Annotated in this window: 20 protein-coding genes and 1 pseudogene; 1 reads left to right on the plus strand and 20 read right to left on the minus strand. The window is 53.9% G+C overall.

The window, feature by feature from the left end:
• Positions 1 to 30 precede the first annotated feature (30 nt).
• From AC0ZZU_RS22565 to rnd, 20 genes and pseudogenes are all read right to left on the minus strand, one after another.
• On the minus strand, positions 31 to 2,028 hold the full coding sequence (locus tag AC0ZZU_RS22565; RefSeq protein WP_476343490.1) for a polysaccharide biosynthesis protein: 1,998 nt from the start codon (positions 2,026 to 2,028) through the stop codon (positions 31 to 33).
• A gap of 45 nt (positions 2,029 to 2,073) precedes the next feature.
• Complete coding sequence (locus AC0ZZU_RS22570; RefSeq protein ID WP_476343491.1) at positions 2,074 to 3,099, minus strand: MraY family glycosyltransferase; 1,026 nt, start codon at positions 3,097 to 3,099, stop codon at positions 2,074 to 2,076.
• Positions 3,096 to 4,064, minus strand: coding sequence for a UDP-glucose 4-epimerase family protein (locus AC0ZZU_RS22575; protein WP_476343510.1), 969 nt, complete (start codon positions 4,062 to 4,064; stop codon positions 3,096 to 3,098). Before AC0ZZU_RS22575 ends, AC0ZZU_RS22570 begins: the two co-directional genes overlap by 4 nt.
• 9 nt (positions 4,065 to 4,073) lie before the next feature.
• Positions 4,074 to 5,201: a non-hydrolyzing UDP-N-acetylglucosamine 2-epimerase gene (gene wecB, locus AC0ZZU_RS22580; RefSeq protein WP_476343492.1), complete on the minus strand. Its 1,128-nt coding sequence runs from the start codon at positions 5,199 to 5,201 to the stop codon at positions 4,074 to 4,076.
• On the minus strand, positions 5,194 to 6,204 hold the full coding sequence (locus AC0ZZU_RS22585; protein ID WP_476343493.1) for a polysaccharide biosynthesis protein: 1,011 nt from the start codon (positions 6,202 to 6,204) through the stop codon (positions 5,194 to 5,196). The genes wecB and AC0ZZU_RS22585 overlap by 8 nt, the downstream gene beginning before the upstream one ends.
• Positions 6,205 to 6,293: 89 nt before the next feature.
• On the minus strand, positions 6,294 to 7,151 hold the full coding sequence (locus AC0ZZU_RS22590) for a dTDP-4-dehydrorhamnose reductase family protein (RefSeq protein ID WP_476343494.1): 858 nt from the start codon (positions 7,149 to 7,151) through the stop codon (positions 6,294 to 6,296).
• A gap of 2 nt (positions 7,152 to 7,153) precedes the next feature.
• Positions 7,154 to 8,407: a glycosyltransferase family 4 protein gene (locus tag AC0ZZU_RS22595; RefSeq protein ID WP_476343495.1), complete on the minus strand. Its 1,254-nt coding sequence runs from the start codon at positions 8,405 to 8,407 to the stop codon at positions 7,154 to 7,156.
• Positions 8,397 to 9,524 carry a glycosyltransferase family 4 protein gene (locus AC0ZZU_RS22600; protein WP_476343496.1) on the minus strand — a complete coding sequence of 376 codons (1,128 nt, stop codon included), beginning with the start codon at positions 9,522 to 9,524 and terminating at the stop codon, positions 8,397 to 8,399. Before AC0ZZU_RS22600 ends, AC0ZZU_RS22595 begins: the two co-directional genes overlap by 11 nt.
• Positions 9,521 to 11,491 (minus strand): asparagine synthase (glutamine-hydrolyzing), encoded by a 1,971-nt coding sequence (gene asnB / locus AC0ZZU_RS22605; RefSeq protein ID WP_476343497.1) that lies wholly within the window; start codon positions 11,489 to 11,491, stop codon positions 9,521 to 9,523. The genes AC0ZZU_RS22600 and asnB overlap by 4 nt, the downstream gene beginning before the upstream one ends.
• A 312-nt stretch (positions 11,492 to 11,803) precedes the next feature.
• Positions 11,804 to 12,832, minus strand: coding sequence for an NAD-dependent epimerase/dehydratase family protein (locus tag AC0ZZU_RS22610; RefSeq protein WP_476343498.1), 1,029 nt, complete (start codon positions 12,830 to 12,832; stop codon positions 11,804 to 11,806).
• A 57-nt stretch (positions 12,833 to 12,889) separates the two neighbouring features.
• Positions 12,890 to 14,167 carry a Vi polysaccharide biosynthesis UDP-N-acetylglucosamine C-6 dehydrogenase TviB gene (tviB, locus tag AC0ZZU_RS22615; RefSeq protein WP_476343499.1) on the minus strand — a complete coding sequence of 426 codons (1,278 nt, stop codon included), beginning with the start codon at positions 14,165 to 14,167 and terminating at the stop codon, positions 12,890 to 12,892.
• 736 nt (positions 14,168 to 14,903) lie between these two features.
• Positions 14,904 to 16,169, minus strand: a complete 1,266-nt coding sequence (locus AC0ZZU_RS22620) for a hypothetical protein (RefSeq protein ID WP_476343500.1) — start codon at positions 16,167 to 16,169, stop codon at positions 14,904 to 14,906.
• Between the two features lie 47 nt (positions 16,170 to 16,216).
• A complete protein-coding gene (locus AC0ZZU_RS22625; protein ID WP_476343501.1) occupies positions 16,217 to 17,443 on the minus strand; it encodes a hypothetical protein in 1,227 nt (408 codons plus the stop codon).
• A gap of 963 nt (positions 17,444 to 18,406) precedes the next feature.
• Positions 18,407 to 19,426: an LPS O-antigen chain length determinant protein WzzB gene (locus AC0ZZU_RS22630; protein ID WP_476343502.1), complete on the minus strand. Its 1,020-nt coding sequence runs from the start codon at positions 19,424 to 19,426 to the stop codon at positions 18,407 to 18,409.
• 244 nt (positions 19,427 to 19,670) lie between these two features.
• Positions 19,671 to 19,946 (minus strand): hypothetical protein, encoded by a 276-nt coding sequence (locus AC0ZZU_RS22635; protein WP_476343503.1) that lies wholly within the window; start codon positions 19,944 to 19,946, stop codon positions 19,671 to 19,673.
• A 464-nt stretch (positions 19,947 to 20,410) separates the two neighbouring features.
• The gene (locus AC0ZZU_RS22640) at positions 20,411 to 21,460 is read right to left on the minus strand and encodes a Wzz/FepE/Etk N-terminal domain-containing protein (RefSeq protein ID WP_476343504.1); all 1,050 of its coding nucleotides are present in this window, start codon (positions 21,458 to 21,460) and stop codon (positions 20,411 to 20,413) included.
• 206 nt (positions 21,461 to 21,666) lie between these two features.
• A pseudogene (locus tag AC0ZZU_RS22645) lies at positions 21,667 to 23,117 on the minus strand (MBL fold metallo-hydrolase RNA specificity domain-containing protein).
• A 276-nt stretch (positions 23,118 to 23,393) separates the two neighbouring features.
• A complete protein-coding gene (locus AC0ZZU_RS22650) occupies positions 23,394 to 24,326 on the minus strand; it encodes a D-2-hydroxyacid dehydrogenase (RefSeq protein WP_476343505.1) in 933 nt (310 codons plus the stop codon).
• A 1-nt stretch (position 24,327) separates the two neighbouring features.
• Positions 24,328 to 24,621, minus strand: a complete 294-nt coding sequence (locus AC0ZZU_RS22655; RefSeq protein ID WP_476343506.1) for a YcgL domain-containing protein — start codon at positions 24,619 to 24,621, stop codon at positions 24,328 to 24,330.
• Complete coding sequence (rnd, locus tag AC0ZZU_RS22660; RefSeq protein WP_476343507.1) at positions 24,621 to 25,751, minus strand: ribonuclease D; 1,131 nt, start codon at positions 25,749 to 25,751, stop codon at positions 24,621 to 24,623. The genes AC0ZZU_RS22655 and rnd overlap by 1 nt, the downstream gene beginning before the upstream one ends.
• Positions 25,752 to 25,905: 154 nt before the next feature.
• On the opposite strand from rnd, the gene AC0ZZU_RS22665 reads away from it, so the two are divergent.
• The gene (locus AC0ZZU_RS22665; protein WP_476343508.1) at positions 25,906 to 26,145 is read left to right on the plus strand and encodes a DUF465 domain-containing protein; all 240 of its coding nucleotides are present in this window, start codon (positions 25,906 to 25,908) and stop codon (positions 26,143 to 26,145) included.
• Positions 26,146 to 26,419: the final 274 nt, after the last annotated feature.

Below are 26,419 nucleotides of genomic sequence, written 5' to 3' on the forward strand. Positions count from 1 at the left end.
AAGTTTAACGAGTGGCACCGACCGAGGAAGTCATGGCTCCAGACGACGTTGCTGATAGATCCAGTCAACAATTTCGCCTTCAGGCGCATAGCCTACAACCGTTTCACGCAGTAACTGCCGTACTCTTACGAAATCATCGCCGGATGCCGCCTCTAGCAAGTGACCCAGCGCATCTTTAAGCATATCCCAAGGCAAGAAGTCTTCGTTTGCGCTCATAATCATAGGATGACCTGTTGCAAGGACGTTATCCCCGATAAGTAACTCCTCATACAGCTTTTCACCTGGCCGCAAACCTGTGAACTCGATAGCAATATCACCCGAGGGATTACGCTCGGAACGGACACTGCAGCCGGAGAGGTGGATCATTTTTTCGGCCAACTCGACAATGCGCACCGGCTCCCCCATGTCGAGGACAAAGACATCCCCGCCTTTACCCATTGACCCGGCCTGAATTACTAGCTGCGCCGCCTCTGGAATGGTCATGAAGTAACGCGTGATCTTGGGGTGAGTGACAGTCAGCGGGCCACCAGCTTTGATCTGCTTGTGGAAGAGTGGAATCACCGAACCGGAGGAGCCGAGGACATTACCGAAGCGGACCATTGTGAAGCGGGTCTTATTCACCTGTGAAACATTACCTGCTTCACCGAATAGTACTGGCGCCAACTCTTGACTCAGGGCCTGCAACGTCATTTCAGCGAGACGCTTGGTACTGCCCATGACATTAGTAGGTCGTACCGCCTTGTCCGTTGAAATCAGTACAAAGTTTGCAACACCGGCTTGCAGAGCGGCCTGGGCAGTATGTAGCGTGCCGATCACATTATTCAGCAACCCTTCGGTGATGTTGTGCTCCACCATCGGCACATGCTTGTATGCAGCAGCGTGATACACAGTATCGACGCGCCAAGTTTTCATGATGTCGAGCAGCTGAGATTGGTTGCGAACAGACCCCAATATTGGGATCAGACACACGGGAAGCGACTCGCGGGCCACTCGTTGCTCCAACTCCGAAAGAATGCTGTAGAGGTTGAACTCGCTGTGGTCGAACAGCAGTAAGGTCTTGGGTTCCTGCCCCAGGATCTGTCTACACAATTCTGACCCGATTGATCCACCGGCGCCGGTGACTAAAACGGTCTGATTAACAATGCAGCGTTCAAGCAGGTCATTTTGTGCTGGCACCGCATCTCGTCCGAGAAGGTCGGCGATGTCGACTTCCTGGATATCATCCACCTTCACCTTGCCGCTCGCCAGATCCATGAATCCGGGCACACTGCGTACATGCAGCGGGAATCCTTCTAGATAATTTAGGATTTCGCGGCGTCGGGTGCGTGTGGAAGAAGGAATCGCCAGAAGAATTTCTTGAGCGCCGGTGACGTCTATCATACGTTGCAGGTTCTCAGGGTGATAGACCTGTAACCCGGCAATGACACGGTCGGTGATGCTTGAGTCATCGTCAATAAATGCAACCGGGCGCATGGCCTTGTCCATCCTCAACGCCGCCACGAGCTGATTACCAGCCGCGCCAGCACCGTAAACCGCCACTTTAGGTAAGCCATTGTCCCGACTGGCAAAAGGAACGTGTTGAACTGCAGCAGTGAACCAGTCCCCCAGAAAGTATTGACGCATGCCTAGGCGCAAGCCGCCAATCATGATTAGGCTAAGCCACCAGTAGTTGAAGGTGATCGAGCGCGGCACGACATTCTGATGGTTGCTAGCCCAGTAGATGATGAAACCGAGAATCAGCGCGGAAAGCGTGACTGCCTTGATGATTGCTATCAACGCATCATTGCCAAAATAGCGCATCACTGCTCGGTAAAGACCGAAGCGAATGAACAACGGAATTGATACAAGTGGCGCACAAACAAAGAGCCAAGTGTGGTCTATGACTGGGTTAGCCATCTCGTCGATGCCCAGGCGAACCGCAAACGCCAGCCACAAGGCCCCCCATACCAGCACGATATCGGTCATGACCTGCAGCAGTCGCTTATGACGCCGTGGCAGAGCTAGCAGTTTTGTACGCACTTTTTCCATAACTCCTCAAGGCTTCCTGGTGTCTCTAGCGGCACAGCGCCCAATTTAACTTTTGTGGCCATCTTCCAAGCCGCCCGCTCGATAACGAACAGCCAACGCCACCAATGGAGTGTAGGCAATAACTACACCCACTACTCCATCCAAGCCAAGCTCAACGACGCATAACGCGATTGGCAGCAGCCATCCCAGATTGAGAGCAGCGACGGCCAATGTGACGGGTAAATGCTTACCATGCTCGCGAGAAGCGAACTGGTAGCCGTGACTGCGGTGGGCCTCATAGACCTTGTCCCCACGCAGCAATCTCCTCACCAGAGTGTATGTAGCATCGACTATGAAGACTCCTAGCAATATCAACCAGCACCAGAACATCGGCGGCGAGGTCCAAGCCGCCTGCAGCGATAAACCGCCCAGGATAATACCGATGAATCCGCTGCCAGCATCCCCCATGAAGATCTTCGCAGGGGGAAAGTTCCAAACTAGAAAGCCCGCGACAGCAGCGGCCAATACCAGTGGCAAGAGGGCTGTCTGATCGTAGCCCGAGAGCCAGTAGAGGAAGGCCGCCCCGAGGCACGCGGTTATCGCTTCGACACTCGCAATGCCATCAATGCCATCCATAAAGTTGTACAAGTTGAGCAACCAGACCAGATAGACGGCAGCAAGCAGACCGCCCAGCCAGCCCAAATCCAAATCCCATCCAAAGATGGATAGTGGAGGCAGCCCTCCCATCCAAGCGAGGATCCAGAACGCAGCAACAAAGTGACCGAGCAACCGCCAACGGGCTGCGATATGCCCGTGATCATCCATGAAACCGATGATAGCGATCAAAGCCCCTCCACCACCAAGAGCTACAAGTGTAGTGCTGCTCTCGGCGCCCGATAGCGCCAGTGCCACGATGGCAAGTAAAAACGTGAGAACGATAGCAACGCCTCCGCCGCGCGGTGTTGGGACGGTATGGGAGCTGCGTGCATTTGGTATATCCATGACACTGCGTGCCAGTGCGTAACGACGCAAGGCTGCCGTCATTATCAAGGACATGACCAACACTGCAGAAAGAGACCACAAAAGCATCATTTTTTGTTGTTCTCCTGATAGGACCTAGCAGTGGTCAGTAATGCCGAATCGACTTTGACGGGAGGCGTCCAATCGAGCATTTCACGCGTTTTTTGAATGTCAACCTGCAACGATCCGCACAACCGCTGGGACAGTGCCCCCTTGCCTAGGGCCCTAGCACCAGTACTGAGCATCCAGGCGGGAATCGGAAGCAGACGCGCTGTCTTGCCTAGCGCGTACGCCATCCTGCGAAGCAGGGCAGTGGTCGACAAATCCTCGTCGTCACTGACCAAGAAGGTCTGATTGGCTGCTGCAGGGTGTGTCATACATAGGCACACTAAGTCCACGAGGTTATCTAGGGCCACCAGGCTGCGGCGATTGTCGATTGCCCCGAACGGTAAAGGCAGATCTTTGTCTAGCCAGCGCATCATGACTTGGAAGTTGGCTTTAACGCCGGGGCCGTAAACTAGCACAGGACGAATAATTACCACCTCCAGACCAGTTTGTGCAGCCAGCTGACGCAGACATTCCTCGGCCTCCATTTTCGACACCCCGTAAGGATCAGCTGGAGCCGGCGTGTCGTCAGCTCGATATGGGTGCCCTGGTACTGTCCCCTCACCATTGACCTTGATCGAACTGATAAAGACGAAGCGGCGCACGCCAGCTGCTGCAGCCTGACGGGCGAGATTGAGAGTCCCCTCTACATTGACCTTACGGAAAGCCACTAGGGGATCGGACTCCTTGTCATTCATCACATGCACACGCGCGGCCGAGTGAATGACGACGTCAACGCCGCTCAGCGCACGCTCCCATCCATCATTGACCCCAAAATCTCGGCAAATCACTGCGCGGGCGGTTGATGGCAGCTTAGCGGACTCGCTACGCGCCGCGCAGATCAATGATTCACAACCATCTCTCGCCAGGCGTTTGGCTATCGCAGAGCCAACGAAGCCGGTCGCGCCCGTGAGAAAGACACTCCTTGTCATGACGTCCACTTAGGATTTCCGCCACACAGTACGATTGATGTAATCGGTGTAACTCAACACAACGCGGACGACTTGCTGAGATACGGGACCGCCCTCGTAATCGGGGACGATCGGGAATACACGCCGGTCAGCCTTGTGTTGGGTCGTGATTACCTTGACCGCAGCGAGTACGGACTCCGCCTTAAGGCCACTCATGATCAGAGTGCCCTCATCCATGCCTTCGGGTCGCTCATGGGCGTTGCGCAAGGTGACAGCGGGCAGGTTGAGTAACGACGCTTCCTCAGTGATAGTCCCGCTGTCCGATAGTACGCAGAAAGCGGACATCTGCAGGCTGATGTAGTCGAGCAACCCGAAAGGTTTTACGAAACGAATCAGAGGATCATCAAGATTTTCGCCTAAATCCTCAAGCCGTTTGCGGGTACGTGGATGAGTGGAGATGATTACCGGATAGCCATACTCACATACTAGCGCACGCAAAGTAGCTAGCAAATCCCTCAAGTTTTCCGGGCTGTCGACATTTTCCTCGCGATGCGTGCTGACTATGAAAAACTTTCCAGCTTCAAGGCCGCTCCGTGCGAGCACATCGGAACTTTTGATCTTCGGCATGTAGTGCTCGAGCACTTCATGCATGTGCGAGCCTGTTTTGATAATAGTCTCGGGACGGATACCCTCTGCGATCAGATACCGTCGAGCATGCTCAGTCAACACCATATTGATGTCGGACAGATGATCGAGCACTTTACGGTTGAGTTCCTCAGGCACCCGCTGATCGAAGCATCGATTTCCCGCTTCCATATGGAAGACAGGAATTTTACGGCGCTTCGCTGCGATCACGGCGAGGCAGGTGTTGGTATCACCATAGAGCAGCAACGCATCCGGTTTCTCCAGATCGAATACCTGGTCCGCTTTAGCGATAACTTCGGCGATGGTCTGTGCAGCGGTCTCACCGGCGGCGCCGAGGAAATGATCGGGCTTGCGGATTTCCAAGTCATCGAAGAACACCTGGTTCAACTCGAAGTCGTAGTTTTGACCAGAATGGACCAATACGTGATTAACTTGGCGGTCGAGTTCAGCGATCACACGGCTCATCTTGATAAGCTCAGGGCGGGTGCCGACCAGCGTCATTACCTTAAGCATTCAGCTGCTCCTTGATGTAGTCGAGCTTCATGAGCAACTGTTTGACACCCTCAACATCCAACCGGTCAGTATTATGTGAGGTATAGTCGTCTAGCTCGGAGATTTTCTCTTCACCCTCAACAAAGTATTTCTTATAGTTGAGATCGCGGTTATCAGCCGGCACCCGGTAGTATCGCCCCATATCTTCCGCCTTGGCCATCTCTTCCCGTGAGACCAGCGACTCATAGAGCTTTTCACCGTGACGAGTACCGATGACGCGAACTTGATTATTAGGTGCGAAGAGTTCGATGAGCGCCTGAGCCAACACGCCAACAGTAGATGCCGGGGCCTTCTGAACGAAGAGATCTCCTTGCTTGCCATGCTCGAAAGCATGCAATACCAAGTCCACGGAATCCTCCAACGACATCAGGAAGCGAGTCATATTAGGGTCTGTCAGCGTAAGTGGTTCACCGGTCCGCATCTGCTCGATAAAGAGGGGAATTACCGAACCACGTGAAGCCATGACATTTCCATAGCGAGTAGCACAGACAACGGTGCCACCAGCTGGAATCATTCGCGACTTAGCGACCATGAGCTTTTCTGACATGGCCTTGGAAATGCCCATTGCATTGATTGGGTAAACAGCTTTATCGGTAGATAGTACAACTACGCGCTCGACACCGCTGGCGATGGCGGCATTTAGCACATTCTCCGTACCGTATACATTGGTGCGGACCGCTTCCATCGGGTAAAACTCGCAAGACGGAACCTGCTTGAGCGCTGCCGCATGGAAAATATAATCGACACCCACCATTGCTTGTTTGAGACTGTCATAGTCACGGACGTCACCAATGTAAAACTTAAGCTTTTCATTAGCAGCCGCGATGCGCATGTCTTCCTGCTTTTTCTCATCGCGACTAAAAATCCGAATTTCTCGAACATTGGTGTCGAGAAAACGTTTTAGCACTGCGTTTCCGAATGAGCCGGTACCGCCAGTAATCATCAATACTTTGTTATCAAACATATATGAATCTTCCAGTTAACGAGAGCCCCAACACAGAATTCAGTCATTCTGGGGAGGTAGCATTCACGTAAATACGTCAGAGCAGCGACTTATCGCCCTGCCCACATGATCCGAATCAGCTCGGGCCATGCCGGAGCTTCATAGCCTGTTGCTTCAGAGAACCGCTTGCCGTTAAGCGATCGATCAATGACCAGGTTGTCGTCTGGAGTGATTACGATCTCTTTGCCATATTGCGTCGCTAACAGATTCAACAAGTCCAGTTTTGAAATCGGTTGCGCTGCTACATGGTACAACCCGCTCAGCGAAGGTCGGGGCAGTACGTAATCCTTCATGACACGCGCCAATTCAACCGTCGGCAAACCTGAGAACACTGCCTTGGAGAAACCTCTTACAGCACCCTCTTGGGACAAGAACCAATCAACCAGGGACTGACTTGAGTTCAGCTCATGACCAATGATCGAAGTTCGCAAGGTAATTGCATGCGGCTCATCATTAAGTTCACCGATGAACTTCGACTTTCCATAGAGATCTTCGGCGTCTGATATGTCGCTTTCCAAATAACCACCCTGCCGCCCGGAGAACACGCAGTCAGTGCTGACATGGATAAGGCGAGCATTGGAAAGCGAACACAACCGGGCGAGCTGATGCGGCAGCATGGAGTTGATAGGTAGAGCCGTTAGCGGGTCTTTAGCATCTGCCAACTGCTTAATCAGACCAACGCAGTTGATGACTACCTCAGGCCGAACTTTTTCGAACACGCTGATCAAAGCCTGGACGTCGAGTACGTCGATTCCCGTAATCAGACGGTCATGGTTGTGCTGCGGGAAGTTTCTAAGACTCGAGCCACCGCGCAGCGTTCCCCACACCTCGTGGCTATCATCGCCGTCGAAAACCTTGAATACCGCATTGCCCAGCATACCGGTCACACCGAGAACCAGAATCCGCATAACTACTCCTTTTTACCGGACATCTTAAGCATTTCCACCAAAGACTCAACTTGATGACGCATGTCGAAATGAGCATCGAAGAAGGCTCGACCGTTAGCGCCCATTTGCTCACGCTCCTCTTTGCCAATTGACCTCATTTTTTGAATAGTCTTCACCAGTGGCCCAGCTTGCTCGGCAGGGGTACTCATCCCCGCCCCGGCCTCTTCCACAACCCGGGCCCCCTCACCGTCCAGGCAAGCAACAATGGGCCGACCCGACGCCAGATAAGCCTGGACCTTGCTAGGAATCGTCTGCGTGAAAATCTCATCGGCGTTCAGAGTAACAAGCAACGCGCCTGCGCGCTCGAAAACCTGCGGCATCGTGTCCATCGGAAAACGACCAGGCAAAATCAGATTATCCAGACTATGGAGGGCCTTCTGCTCCTTTAGCCAATTGAACCTGCTGCCGCTACCCACTATCACCAGCCGGATTTCGGGGTCGTCGCGCAAGCTGATAGCGGCCTCTACAATGGTATCCAGAGCCTGAGCCGTGCCAAGGTTGCCGGCGAAAACCACGCAAAAATAATCATCAAGGGTCTGTATCAAATCCTTGGGGACAGTTGCTGTGGGCTCTACCGTGGTCGCATCAATGCTGTTTGGATACCAAACAATTTTCTCCCGCCTCGCGTAGCGCGCCACCGGATCGAAAAATGCCTTGGACTGGACGAAGAGCTTGTCGCAAAAAGCGTAGATACCCTTAACAAAGCAGCCTGCTAACCGCAGCGCCAAGGGGCTTTTAATATAACCCGTAGCAGCTAGGCTTTCAGGCCACAAATCCTGAACCCATACCGTCAACGATGCCCGCTTGATATACTTTAAGGCAATAGCCGGAATCACCTGGGTCAAGGGCGAAGGCGCAAAAACGAAAATTGCATCAAACTTGCGCTTGCGCAGCAGGAACGGGAATGCAAACAAGCCAAAAAAGGCAAACGATAAATAGTTGAGGACCAGCTTTTTAGCCCCGCCCGCGCCTCGCTCGCACAACGGCACTCGGAAAACATCGACTTTTCCTAGATAGCGTTCATGCTGAACACCCCAAAATCGGTAACCTGGAAAGAAGTTCCCTTCTGGATAGTTAGGCTTACCCGTAGCAACTACTACCTCATGGCCCTGCTCGTGAAGTAGTCTAACCACATCATTGATGATGAATGACTCAGGCCAGAAGTACTGGCTAAGCACCAAAACTTTCAATGGCTCAGATGGTTGACTATTTTGCATGTGCCACCAACTTGGAAATTGCTGCCCACGTCGATTTTGCAGTGCTAGACCAATTGAACTTCTGACACTGTGATGCGGCTGCGTCGGCGAGGTCTTGAGAGTAATGCGAACTCGACAGCACAGCAGTCATCGCCCTAGCGATGTCATCCGCGTCGAACGGCGAGAAATAAGCAGCCGCTTCCGCGCCAAACTCAGGCATCGGCATGATATTCGAAGACAACACCGGCCTACCCGCACCAAGCGCCTCAAGCAGAATATTTGGGCAGTTTTCACACGAGGAGGCGAATAATGTCAACTCTGCATGGTGATAATACGTAGGGAGCTCAGCATACGGTACCGAGCCCAATATGATGACGCGCTCGCTGATCCCTAAGGAATGGATCAGGGCGTGCACTCGCTCGGCACCCGGCATATTGGACTCGCCAATCAACACCAAACGAAAGCGATCTCGGTACTCTCTCGGCAAGTTAGAGTAGGCGCTAACGACCTCATAATGGTGTTTGTACACATCGAAACGGGATACATACAACAAGTACGAGTCGGTCGGCAGCCGACTGGGACGAGGCAGTTGTTTATCAAAGGTCCTGAACGCCTCTCCAATACCATGAGGAATGGTCACGGCGTTCGGTATGGTCGTCAGCTTCTCTATGACGCTGCGCGCATAATCAGAAATGAAGATCGTGAGATCTGCACCCGACATGCTCCGTAACATCGTGTGATACAGCAGCCAGCTACGAATTCGCTGCAAACCGAAGGGAAGGTAGCCTAGGACTCGCTTGTCGAACGGGATCATGTTTCTGAACATAGTAACGACTTTGCAGCCATCAGGAGCTTTAGTTGCGACGACGCCGCCAGGGCAAAACAGCACATCGGCCCGGACCTTGCGTAAATAGCGAGGCAGCACAAGCTTTTCCCATAAGGTTCTCACCAATGGGTTGTTCAGTGAATAGTTTGGAGTATACCGGCTGATAGCCGGATGCTCCGGCAGCTTGAGATCAGCAGGCGCCAACACGATGATACTCAAGCCTTCTATAACAGGCACATGCTTGAGTAAATTGATCAGATAGGTCTGACCACCACCAAGTCTTGCGGAAAAGGCATTGATAACAATTTTCAATGGAATACCTCCCGACCAATGCCGGCTTTGCTAGGCTGCGGGGGCAAATGTACCTCTCTCAGCCAAGCCTGGAACATGAGCACATTCCAGATATTTACGCTGCGGTCAAATTTTCCCAGCAGGTGCTCAGTCCACATTCTGCCAACCAGATCAGCGTCCAGATATCCTTCGCTGCTTAGCCGCGAGGGCGCGAGCAGGTCTTCCGCCCATGCTCGAAGCGGGCCGCGCAACCATTCACCAAGCGGAATGGAGAAGCCAGCCTTCGGCCTTTCTATCAGCTGCCTAGGTACGTAGCGATCGAGGACCCTTCGTAATGCCCACTTGCCAACACCATCACGCACCAGAAAGCGCTCCGGCAGCGAGAAAGCAAGCTCCGCCACGCGGTGATCAAGCAACGGCGCCCTCGATTCAAGGCTCGAATTCATCGTGGCACGGTCAACCTTGACTAGTAGGTCGTCCGGGAGATACTGGCTCACATCCCAATGTCTCATCGCGGAAATACTGCCGCTATCTTGAGCAGGAAAACTATCAAACCCGCTACATCTACCACCGATCACAATGTGGTCTTCAGGCTGCCAATGCGACATGAGGCGGATATACATTTCGCCTAGACTTTGAGACTTCATCAATTGGCCAAGGCGATTAACTCGTCGCCCGTTGATCGTACGCTGATAGCGCGCAGGAAGTCTGTCCGTGATCTTATCCCAATCCGACGCGGATGGTTTGGTCAACACAGCCGCGACAGCGCTACGCAAAGGCATGGGTACCTTGCGCACCTTATTCCATAGGCCAGCAGTGATCGGATACCGCGGGTAACCTGCAAACAGCTCATCGCCACCATCGCCTGTCAAGGCAACAGTTACATGCTCGCGGGTTAGCTTTGACACCAGCGTAGTAGGTATCTGAGAGGAATCGGCGAATGGTTCATCGTAAATTTTGGGTAGCAGGGGGATCAGTGCAGCAGCATCAAGTGCTTTGACATACATTTCGGTATGGTCCGTACCCAGATGCTCAGCGACTTCACGCGCATATGGCGCCTCGTTGAAAGCCTCTTCTTCAAAACCGATGGTAAAGGTTCGCACTCGGCTTGAGCTCTGAGCCTGCATCAGCGAAACTACCAAACTGGAATCGACACCACCCGAGAGGAATGCACCGACGGGAACATCGGAGAAAGACTGCAAACCCACCGAAGCGAAAAGCTGATCATGGACAAGGTTAAGCACTTCATCGTCACTGGCCTGCTCGAGGTCCTTTCTAGCATCAATTGAAGTACTCCCATCAAGTCTCCAGAATGCTCGCGACTCCCCAGCTACACCTTGCGCGGTAACTTCAATCAAGTGCCCAGGCTGTAGCTTGTATATGTTCTGATAGATAGAATTTGGAGCTGGAATATAACCGAAGCGCATGTACTCGGCGAGGACGTTGCGATCAATATCAAGATGTTCCGCGCATTGAGTCCTGATCGCTTTCAACTCAGATGCAAAATAAAACTCGTTGTTCACCCTGCCGAAATAGAGAGGTTTTTCCCCCATTCTATCTCGGGCCAACGTCAGTACTTGAGTCCGGGTGTCCCATACTGCAATGGCAAACATGCCGACGGCTCTGCTAAGTGCCCCCTCAATGCCCCACATCTCAAATGCGGCTAGCAAAACCTCGGTGTCTGAATGACCGCGCCAATTGGCCCCTTCGACCTCCGAGTCAATCTCCTTCCGTAAAGCCGCAAAATTGTAGATTTCACCATTGAAAATGACGACGTAACGCCCGGAAGCGGAATGCATCGGCTGGTGACCGTGTGCAGACAGGTCGAGAATCGCTAGACGGCGGTGGCCGAGGCCCAGACCGATGGAGGCATCAGTCCAAGTACCCTGGTCATCAGGCCCACGATGAAAAAGCGGCGTAAGCATATCCTCTACGCGCGCGACCAACATCTCCGCGCTTGGCGTTATCAACCCCGCGAAACCACACATGATATCTACGACCTCTCAAGAAACCAGCTGCGGCGCCCTGCTCCGCTGGACACCGCTGCCTTTATTTTTTTAAAACCACCGCTCACATGAGCGCAGGAGGCTTGCGCCAGAATCGAAATTAACTCTACTCCCCGCCTACGAAGTATCGCAGAAGAGCTATCAGCCGAAGCGGATCAACCGACGAACAACCCACTGGGGGTACGCCCGCGCTGTCGCCAGCAATGAGCATTCCAATTCTATTTTGATGCTACATGATCGCCGCTCAAGCACAACTTTACACAACTAGCATGAACAGGCGCCGAAAACCACCTATCAACTACTAAAATAAGAGACATACCAAGGCATCGCTTTAGCAATTCCTTCATCTATATCGTACTGTGGGATATAGCCTAAAAGCTTACAGGCTTTGGAAACGTCCGCTTGAGAGTGGCGTACGTCGCCAGCACGAAAATCCCTGTAAACAGGCTCTTTAGTGTAAACGACACCATTACCTGCGAGATTCACCTTGATAGCCTCGTAAAGCTGATTCAAATCAGTACGACCACTTACAGCAACGTTGTAAATTTGATTACGAGCCGCCTCATCCGTTGCTACCGCCGCCAGCAGATTAGCCTGAACAACGTTCTCAATGAAACAAAAGTCTCGACTGGTTTTTCCATCACCATTTACGAAAACGTCATCACCATTGATCATTGCCGCTGTCCATTTAGGTATGACTGCAGCATATGCACCATCGGGATCTTGCCGCTTGCCAAAAACGTTAAAGTAGCGCAATCCGACAGTAGTAAACCCGTACGTCCGCGCGAAAACCTCAGCGTACAACTCGTTCACATATTTCGTAACCGCATAGGGGGACAGGGGCTTACCAATCACGTCCTCTACTTTCGGCAGTCCAGGGTGATCACCATACGTCGAGCTACTGGCCGCATAGGTAAAGCTTTGGACGCCGGCGTCACGCGCCGCAACCAGCATGTTGAGAAAACCATCGATATTTGCCATATTCGTAGTAATAGGATCAGCTATCGAACGAGGAACCGACCCTAAAGCTGCTTGGTGAAGAACATAATCTGCGCCAGCGCACGCTAAATGACAATCTTCTACTTTACGGATATCTCCATGAATGAAAGTGAAGCGGGCCCACTGCTCTGGCGATACCGCACCCTGCACCTCATCCAGATTACGCTGATGCCCAGTAGCAAAGTTATCAAGACCTACTACTTCTTGATTCAGCTTCAGTAACACTTCAAGCAAGTTTGACCCAATGAATCCCGCCACCCCCGTGACAAGCCACTTTTTAGGGGCACGCTGCAGCTCCTGGATTGCGACATCGTATCTATTCATAGTGCCTGCCATGGAAGGGGGATATCCTGAATGGTTATTTAAAAGGTAAATATTATCTTACAAACGAAGATCAGATTCATCTGAAGCAAGCAAATATTTTAGATCATAGAGAACGTGTTCGGCTTTTCCGTACGCCCTAATATGCTCGGCACCCATCGCTTTGAATTGATCATGTGCCACGGCAAGAATTACACCGTCATACGCCCCTTTTTCGGGCGAAACAACAGGGGAAATTCCATATTCATGCTCTGCTTCAGAAGCACTCACCCACGGATCATAGACATCAGCAATGATATTGTAATCTGCCAGCTCTTTAACAATATCAACTACCTTCGTATTGCGAAGGTCTGGACAATTCTCTTTAAATGTCAGGCCCATTATCAATACCCTGGAGCCATCCACATGTATCCGGCGCTTGAGCATAGCTTTGACCAGCTGCGAAACTACGTAAGCCCCCATACTGTCATTCAATCGGCGGCCCGCCAGAATGATCTCAGGGTGGTAACCTATGCTCTGGGCCTTGTGAGTAAGATAGTACGGGTCTACGCCGATGCAATGGCCACCTACCAATCCTGGGCGGAATGGCAGAAAATTCCACTTCGTACCAGCTGCCTGCAATACCGCTTCAGTGTCTATCCCCATTTTATTGAAGATCAAGGCAAGCTCGTTTATCAACGCGATGTTCAAGTCACGCTGGGTATTTTCAATCACCTTGGCAGCCTCAGCCACTTTGATGGTGCTGGCCTTATGAGTGCCCGCGACTATTATCTCACGATACAGTGAGTCAACCAGCTCTGCCGTCTCGGGCGTAGATCCAGCCGTTACCTTCTTGATCGTAGTGACACGATGCTCTTTATCGCCGGGGTTGATTCGCTCCGGACTGTAGCCAGCAAAAAAATCTTCGTTGAACTTTAGACCCGAAAAATGTTCCAACACGGGCACACAGTCTTCTTCCGTTGCACCCGGATAGACGGTGGATTCATAGATGACGATGTCGCCTTTACTAAGAACCTTACCAATCACTTCCGAAGCTTTTATTAGCGGCGTCAAGTCTGGCCGCTTGTACTCATCGATTGGCGTCGGCACAGTTACGATGTACACATTGCATGGCTGCAGATCAGAAGCATCCGCAGTATATGAAATATGCACAGAACTTTTCAGCTCCGCATCGTCGACCTCTAGGGTTGAGTCATGACCCGCCCTCAAAGCTTCGATTCGTGGAAGATTGATGTCGTACCCTACAACGCTCCGACGCTTCCCAAATTCTACAGCTAGTGGCAGACCGACATAACCTAGACCGATCACAGCGAGCTTGACATTCTTCAGTTCGAGCATTTTTATATCCAGATGTTAATAACGTACACTCATCTTTGGTACGAGCCACAAAAACAAGCCACTCAGTCCATCGAAATCCACTACTGAAAGCTCACCTTCACCGCTTGGGAAACCGACGAATTTACTACACTTAAGCCACTCACCGCACAGGATACATCGTGTAGGTGTCTGCACCGAGGCTCCCAGCTGATTGGAAACGCGCCCAACCCTACACAGAAACTGCCTTTCTCGCTACCACACTCTTCAAGGGAGCGGGCTCTAGACAGGCCGATAGGTGCACAAACCATCCACGGATTGTCGCACCCCAAGACCTCCAGGAAAACCTTGAAATCTAGACAAGCCCTTGCCGATTCAGCTCGATTCTGTGGGAATTCCTCAAACTGCCAGAGGATGGTACGCACCCAAGCGTAACGAACTTTCCTACGCGGACGGAGGATTAAGTCACAGATCATCCGTAGCGTCCCTCTTCAAATCCACAACCGCTGATGCTCGACCACTGAAAAAACCACTTGGGCCCAACACAGAACAGCCGCATTTCCTTAGCGAAATGACATGGGGTACCCGCGGTCAGCCAGGCACCGGGAGATGACGGCCCAAGGAGGCAAGCGCACAACACATCGTCAAGCCCTGCGGGAGTCGTAGAGACGGTGCGGCTCCGCAGGTCCGCGACTCGCGTAACGCCTCTGAGACCTCACTCTACCTCGGCGCTCGATCCTTACGGGATCAGCTCTTTGGCTCACCTTCCAAAATATTGACCTGCTCTGAAGGAGACTGCCGTACGCCCCCCCCTCAAGAGGGCACGCCCAACTAGACTAACGCCCAACACGAGCGTTACCAAAACAGAGAAAAACATTAACATGTTCAACATGTACATCGCACCGTACCACAACCAATGCATTACCGACGCACTCAAAAGCATAAACAATAGGTATCGGAAGTAGGCGCGATCCTCGCTATGTCTATCTACCAAAAAAAGAAAACTCATACTGACTAAGACATCCAGCGTCACACCGGCCAAACCGAAATTTTCGAATCCGACTCCCGCCGCGTGCATACCACCTAACCCATAGATGTAGTACCAATCTGCTGGATTATCAAGTGTAATAGGCTTAATGGCACCAAAATAACTGTAAAAAGGCGACGGAGCTATGGACGCAAGCATATCGAAATATGTTTTTCCAAACTTCAAATGATCTCCGTACCAATGATTAGAAAGCTGATCGACCATCGGCAAAACAATTGCATTCCACGAGTTAAAAAGTAAATACTGAGAAATATTCTCCTCAGTGAGCGGAACCTCCATTCTGACCATGGATACGTACACACCACTCATAAGCACGGCGCCAGCAAACACACCAATTAACATAAGAAGCTTAAACGAGATGTGCTTACTCCAGTAAAAAATTGCTCCCAGTATCATAGCAATGAACAGCACTACAAAATCACGATCCCCCGTCCTTGTATTGGCATAGGCATAACCAAACGCGAGGCCCATTGAGACCGCCAGAGGCCAAAACCGAGCCGAAAGCAATGCATATGTAAAAAACACCAAAATGGCACATACCGCGAAAGATTCGATGCCCGTAAACACAGCAAACACCTGCTCAGGCATCAAAATACGAGCCACTATGTAAACCACCGCTATACCACAAAACCCCCAAGCCCACAGGCGCACTGCGTCCAGACTAACGGAGGGTAGCTTAGGCGCTTTAATATTTAAGCGATTAGTGACGCGAAATAAGAACAGGGCCGCGAGGGCTCCCGCTAAGCCAAACCCCCAAACACATGTCAAACGAAAAACAATGGGAGCAGTTACCTCAAATGTATAATTTCCAATCGGCCACAATACTACTTGATCGGCCCACATGCCCCTCACTAGCGCCAGGAATGGCACTGAGTAACATAGTGAATAGAGGGATGCCAAATAACGCTTTGTAAAAACGCAATATGACAGCAACCCTATCCAAGTCAAAAAACAACCAAAAATTCCTATTTCGATCACTGTCTACCTCCATCCATTATCTAGGCATTGACGTCCGCGCCTAGGAACTATCCCTGGTTTGTCACGATGCTAGAATGAAAAAAACGCCGCCATGCCAAGACTAATACCTGCGCCATCAAGGCGCCTGTAAAAGCAATAAACTGTTCATTCGCTGTCATAGAGCCCCGTACCGCATACGCCGTTACAGAAGAAAAATACACTAGCGCATACAGCACTCCTGCCAACACGACCCATCTACTCTGGTGTTCGCTATGCAGCACCTGCACCAACTGCGTTACTATCAGGCCGAGCCCGCCAGCAACCAATGCTAGCGGCAACAGATCAGCACGAGCACAAATGTGCTCTCCAAACCAGCACAACCAGATGTTTTTAGTGAGATAAAGCCCTACCGGAAGTACAACAGCAGCTAGAGCCCCAACCATCAGGTAACTCGAAGATTTTCCCAATCCATTTCCCATTAGCCTCACGATCAAGTATGGACTCAGGGATGCCGGTACTACGGTCACCAGCACATAGAATAAGAAATAAAGATTAAAGTAGCCCACCTCGTCTGAGACCGCGACTGACCTACCGAAGATGATCAAGCAGATAACATGAATAGGCGCACCAAACAGCATGCCGCTACATAAGGCAAAAATACCCGAGTTACGTATGAAGTTTTTTACCGAAACATCATTTGTCTGCTCGCCTGACTCTTCGGACGCTTTACGCGATATAACCCACGCGCCATATGCGGGCGCCATCAACGGCACGAATGACAGCACAGCAAGCACGGTGCTAACCGTGGCATCACTCATAGCCACAACGCCCACCAACGCAAATCCTAGTACTCCCTGAACAAGCTGTACTATTGGCCACCGTCTTGTGTTAACAACTGAGAACATCAAACCAGTCACTGCTACGTTCAGCACGGTGGAAAATGCAAACACAAAACCCCACCAAGGAAACGGCAATCCCTGAGAAATATCAGATGCGCCTTGATAAGGAAATAACCAGGCCGCGCACACCCCTAAAACGCCTGCAATAGCAGCGGCTATTAATGCAATATTCAATAGCAGACGTTGATTTGCCTGAACCCCGTGAATTAACCCATATCGTGATAACGCAATCGCAGCACCTTCTCCCACTACGGAGGCGATACCGGTGATAACTACATAATAATATGAAAAAATACTATATTTAGAAACACCTAACTGGCTGGCCAGAAAAAACAAGAGCACGAAAGTTATAATTTTATTAATCAAAAGAGCTGCGGCGCTGAGAGCATTACTCATTATGCGCCCCGATCTCGCCTGGCCGTGCTCCAACCAAGGACTTCCGACTGCGAGAATCAACTCTCAACAGCCAAATAATATCTGGGTGTCTTTCCGCAGCACTATGCAGTTCAGCAACACACCTTGATAGTTTCATGGGCATCAAATCGCAGGAACTCCCTTGCACCGCTTGCTCAATGAAGGCATTCGCAACGTCTGGCGCTGAGTAAGCCATGAGTACATCCCTTTAGCACAATCATTTTGCCATGATACGAAATACCGGGCTATGGCGCCAACCTATCGCAGTGCGAATGTGCCTATGGCCATGGCGCGCCCGAAGCATACGGGATGATCAGATGCGGCCTCCCTTCCCTTGAAGCATGAAAGCACCCAAATGCACCTCTTGATCACAGTCGGAATCCGTGCAGTACCTCTCCGCCACTCCTGCGCGGGAAAGGTAGATGGGTGAAAAACCTAGATCGGTCACCACCTAGGCCGGCCCTAGAAGGCTGAGTCAACGAGTCGCGCTGCTTCTCAGGGCCGAGCCGTCGCACGATTTAGGCCCATACAGACGACCTAGCTCATCATGCCCAGGCGGCTACTCAAGGTAGTTCGCCTCTCCATGGTGATGACCATGGCGCCTCGGGACGAAATCAGCAATGTCCCCAGGGTTCAGTGGCTAAGGCAGGGCTCCCGACATTGCACAGTGTGCCTGATAGCTCCTCATTTTTTTAGCCGAGGCTGAACAGAGCGCTATGGCAATCTCTAACATCATCATCATATGGGCCGTCTTCCATGAGGATCTAGATCGATTTCAGACGATCTGATTTTCTGCACCCCACGCACAATAGTATCGTGGCAGACTCTCAAATGACTAATCAAAAGCCTTAAACTCCTGAATTCACTTGCCCAACTTCTGGGCAAGTGATCCTATTCACTGAGTCAACTATTAGCCTGAGTATTTTCAACCAAATATTTAAAGTTTTATCGCCTTCTGGCTATGCGCGCGAGAACAACAACTACACCCAAGGCCAATCCAGCCAGCAGACCAAAGATCATGATCATTGCCTTTCGAGGTTTGAGCGGAGCGTCTGGAGACTCAGGAACGCCATCCTGCCAATACACGTCAAACGCCTGCGGTAAGACTTCAAGCCCGCGGTAAAACTTTAACGCTTCTTGCTTTTCGCGCAGGTCGGAAATGAACGGATCATCGGAGTTACGCTCACGCAGGTTTATCAGCTCTGCTTCTAGTGCTCTAGCACCTCGCATATACATCAACGACCCTTCCATTTCGCTGGAAAGGTTGTTGGATATGATTGGTGGATTGTCCAAATTAACAGAGCGAGCCACTCTTAACGCCTCTGTAAGCTGTGCAATCCTGTCGCTCCGCTGCTTTTGTGCTGTTTCCCGTTGAGCGGCTATTCCACGCTCAATGCTATCTGCCTTAGCTTGAGCTTCCCCATGCGTACCCCTTAAAACTTCGCGTTTCGTGCGCTCAACGGCCATATCAACGTAACGCGACACCCAACCCACTGCCTGAACTGGATCTGACAATTGACATATGACAAAGAAGCGATTTTCGCGCCCTTGCACTGGAACAACCTTTAGGACTTGGTTGAACTCGCTATACAAACGATCTATGGAGCCTGCTGGGGCGCTAGAAGACACCTTCGGAAGGTAATACTCGCGAAAAAAATCGCGCCGCAGTGATTCGGACTGAAGATGCCTCAAATAGACGGTATAAACATCTTTTGGCTCAACCAGAGCTAGGCCACTAGCGCCTCCGCGACCGTAGTTAAGCGCAGAGACATCATTTCTACTCGGAGGCTCGTTGAAGAGCTTAGCCTCGTATATAGGCGTAGCAAGAAACGCATAGGCGGTTGCAAGCGCAGTAATAACAAGTGCAATCAGCACAACAATTAGCTTCCGTCTCCACACCTCGCCTACCAGCTCAAAAACGTCGATCTCAGTACTTCTATTCAAGCGCTCAGAATCACTGCGCATCCTATAACTCCATTCATTGAAATACGTGTCTGTCAATAACCGATAATTTCATTCTAGTAAACGAGCTAGCACGCCAATCTTTTTTTGAATAATGCGCTCAAAAACCCCTCTTAGCACTTACCCCTATCCTAACCTCCCCATATCCACCAAGCTCGACCACCCACATCCAAAACCCACACCGTTACTTGTCAATATATTCTCACGCTTGAGAACGAGTCGCTTGACGATGGGGATGTCCTGCAGTTCATCCGTTTACACGGTCATCAATTTCACTCGCCTCCTCAGCCCCTAAAATCCACATCAACACCAATTGCGCAAAACCAGGCAGCGCCATCTGAGCGCACACAAAAGATATACTAAAAGCCCAATACCCGACAAAAAATGAGAAAATCCACTCCGCCCGTTGACCGGCATGACCATCATGTATGAGCATGAGCATCATCCAGTAAAAACGCTTTATTGCATTGCAACCAGCCTGCTCAGCGTTTCCATCGTCAGATGCCGTATTAAATTGGTGCAAAGAGGCTCCGGACGGTGACCTGGCCATACGATTGAACCGGAGGAGCGCTTGCTGTACCTCGCTTTCTCCAAGCTTGGCTCCAGCCCATTCAGAACGTTGAGGGTTGCCAAGCGCACTATAGCGTATACGTGGTATACACATATGATCGTAGCTACATAGACGGCCATTCGGGCGGCGTAACACGGGGGAGTAGGGACGTGTTAGCCTGGCCATAAGGCAAATAATCCCGCACACCGTCGAAAGGTTATCTAGAGCACAAGCTGCTCGCGGTGGGCTTGAGGCGTTGATGGTCACAGCGTTCCTGCCTCTAGAGAGGCGCCCGAAAAACAGTCCTATTCCCGTTACGTGACCGGGTGGCCGTGGAAACTGGAAGATGCCTGTGTTGATAGGACGTTAGAATCGATATTGTGCCACCTGACCCAACAGGATGCTAGCCATTCGCCAGATTCCGCAGCACTCAATATCTATGCGCGAACTCTCTTTTCGGTTCGCAAATACTGGAATACCGCAATCATCGTGCCGAGAGCAAAGCCCATGACAAGCCCAAGTACGAGCACCCACGCTCTCCTCGGGCTCACTGGTGCATCTGGCAATTCCGCAACCCCGTCCCGTCGATAAACCCGCACATTTTTCGCGTCTATTTCTAGAGTTCGATAGAACTCCATGGTATTTTGCCTCGGCCGGAGATTTCGAACAAACGGCTCATCCGATGCACGGCTTCGAAGATTTTCCACTTCAGCCTCTAGTGCTTGCACCCCACGCATGTACATGAGGGAGCCATCCATTGCCGCCGATACCTCCTTGGACAGATCCTTGGATATGAGTGGTGGCCTTTCCAGACCAACCACACGCGCCACTCGCAATGCCTCCTCCAGCTGAACGATGCGGTCTTCGCGCCGACTGCGCGCCCCCTCCAAATCCACAGCGATTTCGCGTTTGAGGTCACCAGCCTTGACCTTGGCGTCGCCTTCTAGGTCTTGAACAATCTCGTTCTGCGCAAGCTGCCCGGCTAGCTCTGAGTAATGTTCCACCCAATCAGCAGCCAAGCGGGGGCTAGACGCGTGAATAGTGATGGCATAGCGAGAGGGGTCGGTACTGGAAGCGAGGCCCAGCGACAGAATTTCCTGAAACTGCTCATACAGCTCGTTCTGCGAGCTGCCCTGTGCTCGTGCCGATATGCTGAGTAAATACACCTCTTCAAAAAACTTCCTTCGCAATGATTCTGACTGAAGATTGCGTAAGTAGACGTCATAGACGTCCTTGACAGCAAGCGCGGTCAGGCCCGAATCCCCCCCTCGACCGAGGTTAAGCGGTGCAATGTCATCCTGCGTCGGGGGTTGCACAAAGGTCTTTGCGACGTAAAGCGGCGGCGCCAGCAGCGCATAAGCTAGAGCTGCACTGAATACAACCGCGGTAGTCAACAAGACTATCAGTTTCTGGTTCCAAATAGCCCTGATAAATACGGGTTGATCGCTTTCATCACGGCTTACAAAACGCTCATCTTGATCGCGCATTTATTTTACTTTTCCTCAGATCCGGTCGATTCCCTATGCTTCAAGGTTCGAATCAGATCGAAAACTCGCCTGCCTCAAACCTAAAGGGTAGTTGGCATTTCGCGACCCTGGCTGGGTTTGTCTTTCAAAAATAGTGGGCTGTAGAGGCGATACATACCCATTAGTTCCCCTACTAAGACCGTTGATTCGGAGCCCTAAAAAATTCCCTACCGTGGAATAGTGATCTTGGGCTCATGATCTATTTGTTCGTATCTTCCCAGCAGTCTTCCGGCGAGCACCTGCTTGGCGCTCATATCGCCATGCACCAGCACCACATCCCGTGGCGGCACATTTATCCCTCGTACAAAACTTACCAACCCCTCCTGATCCGCATGCCCCGAATACCCCCGCAACCTCACCACCTTCGCCCGAACCTCATACATCCCCCCATCCAGATCCACCTGCACAAACCCCTGCACCCCCTCGCACGCCTGAATCACCGCCCCCGGCGTCCCCTTCGCCTGATACCCCACAAACACCACCTCATGCCGCGGATCCCCAAGCATCGCCTTCAGGTAATTCACAATCCGCCCACCCGAGCACATCCCATTCCCCGCAATCACGATCGCCGGCCGCCCGGTGCTCTTCAGGTAATTGACCACCTGCTGATGCTGCGCGTGCTTCTCGACGTTGATCAGCTGCCGGAACCCCAGCGGCTTGCGGCCTTCGCCCAATCGCGCCTGTGCTTCGGCGTTCCAGTACTCGTGGAGGTCTCGGTAGGTCTGGGTGATCCGCTGTGCCAGGGGGAGTCCAGGATCACGGGCAGCTGCGACCAGTCGATCGCCTGGAGCGGGTCGTCGGTGGCCCTGCCCTCCCCGTCTTGCAGCAGCGCTTTGCGGTGGAGGATGTCTTCGATCTCGTAGAGCAGCTCTTGGGTACGGCCAAGGCTGAATGCGGGAATGAGGATGGTGCCGTGGTCGGCCAGGGCGCGGTCGATGACGGCTTCGAGGCGTTGCTGGCGGTCGCTGCGGTCGCCATGAAGCCGGTCGCCGTAGGTGCTTTCAAGGACGAGGATGTCGGCGCGCTCGGGGGGCTGGACTGGACGTAACAGGGGGTTGCCGGATGCGCCGAGGTCGCCGGAGAAGACGACTCGGTCGGTGTCGGGGCGTCCTGGGTATTGCATGTCGCATTCGACGTAGGCGGAGTCGAGCAGGTGGCCGGCGCGCTGGAGGCGGATGCGACAGGTGGGGTCTTGGTGGTCGGTCAGGGAGTGCCAGGTTTCGAAGGGGATGGGGACTATGTGCTGGTTCAGGAAATCGATGAAGCGTTGGACTTGGGCGGGGTCGTTGCTGATGGTGAGGCGGTAGGCGTCTTCGAGGACGAGGGGCAGGAGCTTGGCGGAGGGCTCGCTGCAGATGATGGGGCCGCGGAAGCCGGCGGCCAGGAGGGCTGGGATTCGGCCGACGTGGTCCAGGTGGACGTGGGTGATGATGAGGGCTTGGATGCCGGTGATGGGGAAGCCCAGGGGGTGGGTGGTGGGGTTATCTGGGGCGTCGGGGCCTTGTTCTAGGCCGCAGTCGATGAGGAGGCTGGTGTGGGGGGTGAGGTGGAGTTGGTGGCAGGAGCCGGTTACGCCTTGGGTGGCGCCGTGGTGCGAGAGGGTTGGGTAGTCGCGCATGGGGGAGTGTTCCGGGAGGGGGTGGCCTGGGAGCGACATTGTTTATAGGGGGGTGGGTTTGGGGTATCGGGCGGGGACCAAGTGGGGTGTAGGAATTATCCGAGGATTTATCGGAATCGTTAGATGGGATTTGTGGGGGGATGTGTTTGATAGGGGTCAGGGGGATTGGGGTTGCAGGTTTTACGGGCCCTGCGGGCCCGTTTCGCGCGGTCCGGCGTCCCGGCACAAGGCCGCTCCTACAAGGCTCGCGCACGCAGTGGGGCAGGATTGCGGGGGTTAGTAGCCGCGTTGGAAATCTACTTCGCCCCGTAGGGGTTGGTTTGAGTGGTACGCGCGGAGGTTTTCGAGGAAGAGGCGGACCATGGCGGGTGGGGATGTGGGGGCGGAGCTGTGGCCGGTGAGGAGCAGGCCCCAGGCGGTCCAGAATGGGTGGCGCTGGGGAAGCGGCTCTTGGCGGCAGACGTCGATGATGGCGCCAGCAAGATGACCTTGCTTGAGGGCTTCGACAAGGTCGCTGTCGACTACCGCTACTCCACGTCCGGCATTGATGAACAAGGCGGTGGGGTTGAAGCGGGCGAACAGGGCTGCGTCATAGAGGTCGTGGGTGGCTGGGGTGTCGGGCAGGAGGTTGAGGACGTAGTCGGCCTCCCCTACTAGCCGTGGCAGCTGGTCCAGGCCGGCGACTTCGATGAAGGGGGCCTGTTCGCGGGGTTGGCTGGCGACGCCGTGGAGGATGACGCCAAAGGGGACGAGAAACTCGGCTACCCGTTGGCCGATGTCGCCGGTGCCGACAATGAGTACGCGGCGGCCTTGCAGGCTGCTGCCGGGGCGGTCGTCCCACTTGCGCTCGACCTGGCTGACCAGGCGCGCGAGCACGTCGCGCTCGTGGCCGAGCATGTAGGTCAGCATGTACTCGGCCATGACTTGGCCGAAGATGCCGACGGCGCGGCTCAGGCGGTAGTCGCGCGGCAGGCCCGATGCAAGCAGCGGGGTAACGCCGGCCCAGGTGGACTGGGCCCACGCGGGGGCATGGCCTTGGCGCAGGAGCGTGGCCAGCAGGTCGGGCTGGCCGAGCCACACGGGGCAGGCTGCGGACAGTGAGGCGAGCTCGGCGGAGTCGTCGCTGGTGACCACATCAAGGTCCGGCGCCGCCTCGCGGAGCAGGCGGGCGTAGAGGGCATGGTCCTGCTCGGCGATGAGGATGCGCATGTCAGACGGGGTCGTTACGGCGCAGCAGTTCTTCTGGCAGGTGCTCGATGTACTCGTCGTCCGGTGGCGGCATCTGCAGGTGGTAGCCCTGGCTGTCGAGGTTTTCCAGCACTTTGACGATGTCTTCGCGGGCGAGCTTGCGCTCTGGGGTCAATACCAGGTCGAAGGCGTGCACCGGGGTGCCGAAGTACGGCAGCATGCCTTCGGGCACGCGCTCCAGGCCGTCGGCCTTGAGCACGTAGAGGTACATGCCGCTCCTGCGGGGGCTCTTGTAGATCGAACAGATACGTTTCATCAGGATTCTCCGGCGCCTGCCAGGTTGTCGAGCAGCGCCTGCCCCATCCGCTCACGGCGCCAGCCGCGCAGCGATTCGGGCAATTCATAGGGACCGTCGGGATAGCCGCTCTTGAGCAGCGCTTCGAGGGTCTTCTTGCGCAGCATCAGCTCGGGGGCGATGTCCAGGCGTTCGCCTTCGGCCAGGCCGATGGCGCGCAGCTGCTTGAGGATGCCGGAGGCTTCGATCGGCAGCGGCTCGGGCAGCAACGGCGGGCACTGGTCGGCGGGCAGGCTGGCGGCCTGCTTGATCAGGCCGAGCAGGAACTCGCCATCCTGGCGGATGGTGCGCGGGTGCATGTCGTCGATGCGGGCCAGCGCGGACAGGTTGTCGGGCTGGGTCTTGGCCATCGGCCAGAGGGCATGCTCGCGCAGTACGCGGTTGCGCGGCAGGTCGCGGGCGCGGGCTTCGCGCTCGCGCCAGGCGCACAGCTCGCGCAGCACGGCCAGCTGGGGCCGCGAGAGCTTCCAGGCGAGCTTCACGTCACGGTACAGGCCGTAGGGGTCGATTTCGCGGCGCATCTGGGCAACCAGTTCGGCGCCGTCGTCGAGTACCCAGGCGTTCTTGTCGTCCGACAGGCGCGGGCGCAGGCTGGCGTACAGCTCGGCCAGGTGCACGGCGTCTTCGGCGGCGTAGCTGACCTGGGTGTCCGAAAGCGGGCGCTGCAGCCAGTCGGAGCGGGTCTCGCCCTTGGGCAGTTCGATCTGCAGCACTTCCTGGACGAGGCGTGAGTAGCCCATCGAGAAGCCGAGGTTGAGGTAGCCTGCGGCCAGCTGGGTGTCGAACAGCGGCTGCGGCAGCTTGCCGGTCAGGCGCGACAGCACTTCGAGGTCTTCGCTGCAGGCGTGCAGCACCTTGATGACGCCCATGTCGTCGAGCAGCTCGCCCAGGGGCTGCCAGTCGCTGATCAGCAGGGGGTCGATCAGGAATGCACTGACGCCGTCGCCGACCTGGATCAGGCCGGCCTTGGGATAGAAGGTGTCGACCCGCATGAATTCGGTATCGACTGCCACGAACGGCAGTTCTCGCCAGCGCTGGCAGTGCTCGGCCAGGCTGTGGTCGTCACGGATCCAGTGTATTTCGATGGCCACGAGGCTCTCCCACAAACAATGGCGCGCAGTATATACGGCGCGAGGCGTGCTCGGGAAACCACGCGTCCACGCCGCGTGCATTGCTCTGAACTCTGCAAAGGGGGCTATCCTCAAAGATCAGGACATTTTCACAACCCCTGACAGAGGTGAAGCAATGCCAGTCACGCACGATCTGCTCGCGGACCTTAAGCTGGATGAGGAGAAGTTCGAGGCGCTCAAGAAGACCGACTCGGCGCTCAGTCAGCTGCACAAGGATTACCTGGCCAAGGACAAGGAGGTCGTCGTTGCCGAGAAGAATGGCACGGGGGATGACACGGTGAATCGCTTGCGCAAGGAGCGGGCGCTGCTGAAGGAGAAGATCGTCCAGCATGTTGATTATCCGGCTGATGCTTGATTTGGATGGGTGATATGAGAGCGCCCCCCTGTGGGAGGGGCCTCACGCCGCGATTGTGGGAGCGGCCTAGTGCCGCGATCGGGCGCGAAGCGGCCGTAAAACCTGCAACTTCGATGTGTCAGACAAAATGCGTATGCAGGGTTTACGGCCGCTTCGCGCCCGATCGCGGCACTAGGCCGCTCCCACAGGTTCTTCGCCCGATCGCGGCACTAGGCCGCTCCCACAGGTTCTTCGCCCGATCGCGGCACAAGGCCGCTCCCACAGGTTCTTCGCC

It is taken from the genome of Pseudomonas sp. JE3303 (assembly GCF_056312565.1).